The organism is Pseudomonas sp. P5_A12, from assembly GCF_056400685.1.
Map to the genome: position 1 here is coordinate 1 of NZ_JBFUKU010000517.1, position 2,007 is coordinate 2,007.

Genomic DNA, 2,007 nt, shown 5'->3' on the forward strand with positions numbered 1-2,007 from the left:
TCCCTACACGCAACGCATGGCGCAAAGCATCGGCTTTCACAGCACCGGATTGCTTCCCGATTACGTACCGTCGCCTTTCGCCGAGTCGCTGCCGGAATCGATCGTGATCGGTTGTTTTGTGGCCCAAGGGAACTCGCGCGCGCTACCTGAGATTCAGTGGCCCGAGAGTTGCCGCGGGTTAATGCAGCGCTTGAGCGCTGTCTTCGGGACTTCTCGGGCCGCGACATCGCCAGCCTCGATACCGTTGCACATCGGCCAACACCATCAGCGCTATGCCATCGCCATTCACCGCTTGAGCAACCGGCTGCTGGAGCAGCTCTCGGCGTTGCCCCGCCATTGGCTAATCTCAGTCAAACTCGCGTTGTCACGGCACTTCGCCGAAGACCTGCACCGTTTGACGATGCGCGGTTTCACCTTCACCGGATTGATGCCCACGCCAGGCCACGATGGATGGTTCGCCCTGTTTCATCGTGGCGCGCAGCCGCGCCACCTCAACCTGCATTGCCCTGACATGCAACAGTTGCACGATGACTTGCAGCGCAATGTCAGGGCACTGGACAGCGCGTGTTCAGCCGCTTGAATCCTTTCTGTAAACGTTAAGTCCCGGCTGCGCGCAAAGCTCCACCAGCCAATCGACAAACACCCTGACCCGCCGGGACAACTGGCGGTGAGGAGGATAAAGCGCCGTCAGCGGCATCACCGGTGGCGGCACCTTGGCGAGCACTTCACACAAACGGCCTTCATCGAGCTGGCGGGCAACGTGGTAGTACGGGGTCTGAATCAGTCCATACCCCGCCTCACAGGCCGCCAGGTAACCGTCGGCGCTATTGACCGCGACTTGTTTTGGCAAATCCATGAGCTGAACCTCGTGGTTGACCATGAATTCGAGCCCGTAACGCTTACCGGTACTGCCGGAGAAATATTCCACCATCCGGTGCCCCGCAAGGTCAGCCAGGCATTGAGGTGTTCCATGGCGTTTCAAGTAGTCAGGGCTGGCACAGGTGACCTGATCCAGCCTGACCAAGGGCCGTGCCACCAATGATTCATCCAGCGCCAGGCCACCGCGCAGCACGCAATCGACGCCTTCGCGGATCAGGTCGACGGGGCGGTCATTCAAGCCGATTTCCAAATCGATCAAAGGATAACGGCGGGTGAATTCGGGCAGCGCCGGAATCACGATCAAGCGCCCGACCCCTGCCGGCATGTCCACGCGCAGCAGGCCTTTGGGGTTTTGTCGTGCGGCGGAAAACACCGCTTCGGTTTCCTCAAGGTCAGCCAGTAACCGCACACAACGGGGGTAATAGGCAGCGCCATCAAGGGTCAGGCTTATCTGGCGCGTGGTGCGCTGCAGCAGTTGCACTCCGAGGTGCGCTTCAAGCTGCTTGATCAGCGTGGTGACTGACGCCCGGGGCAATTGCAGGCTGTCTGCCGCTTTGGCAAACCCGCCGAGTTCGACGATTCGGGTAAACACGCGCATGGCGTTGAAACGGTCCATTGCGAAGGCGTCTCTGGTGATTATTTGGAAATGACGAACAGTGATAGCAGTTTTAGCCGGTTTATCTTGTTTTTACCAAGATCAACACTGTGCCTTCACACCACGGGGAGTTGATTTCATGCAAACACGTCAATTAGGCAAAAACGGCCCGCAAGTGTCCGCCATCGGCCTGGGCTGCATGGGCATGACCGATTTCTATACCACCGGCGTGGACACCGGCGAGGCCATCGCCACCTTGCATCGCGCGCTGGAACTCGGGATCAACCTGCTCGACACCGCAGACATGTACGGCCCTCACACCAACGAAGAGTTGATCGGCAAAGCCATAACCGGTAAACGCGAGCAGGTGTTTCTGGCGAGCAAGTTCGGCATTGTCCGCGACCCGGCCAACCCCGGCGCCCGAGGCGTCAATGGGCGGCCGGAGTACATTCGCGCGGCCATCGACGGCACCCTCAAACGCCTCAACGTTGAAACCCTCGACTTGTATTACCAGCACCGGATCGATCCGCAGG

The 2,007-nt window shown here is 59.4% G+C and carries 2 protein-coding genes and 1 pseudogene; 2 read left to right on the plus strand and 1 reads right to left on the minus strand.

Annotation, left to right across the window (positions count from 1 at the left end; all coding sequences use genetic code 11):
* Positions 1-580 (plus strand): annotated as a pseudogene (locus tag AC1DSG_RS30640) (GNAT family N-acetyltransferase); the annotation flags it as partial.
* On the opposite strand, the gene AC1DSG_RS30645 reads toward AC1DSG_RS30640, so the two are convergent.
* Positions 569-1,495 carry a LysR family transcriptional regulator gene (locus AC1DSG_RS30645; RefSeq protein ID WP_477794215.1) on the minus strand — a complete coding sequence of 309 codons (927 nt, stop codon included), beginning with the start codon at positions 1,493-1,495 and terminating at the stop codon, positions 569-571. The pseudogene AC1DSG_RS30640 and the gene AC1DSG_RS30645 overlap by 12 nt on opposite strands.
* Before the next feature lie 118 nt (positions 1,496-1,613).
* Between AC1DSG_RS30645 and AC1DSG_RS30650 the strand changes: the two genes are divergently transcribed.
* The coding region (locus AC1DSG_RS30650) for an aldo/keto reductase (RefSeq protein ID WP_477794216.1) at positions 1,614-2,007 on the plus strand (394 nt) is incomplete at its 3' end.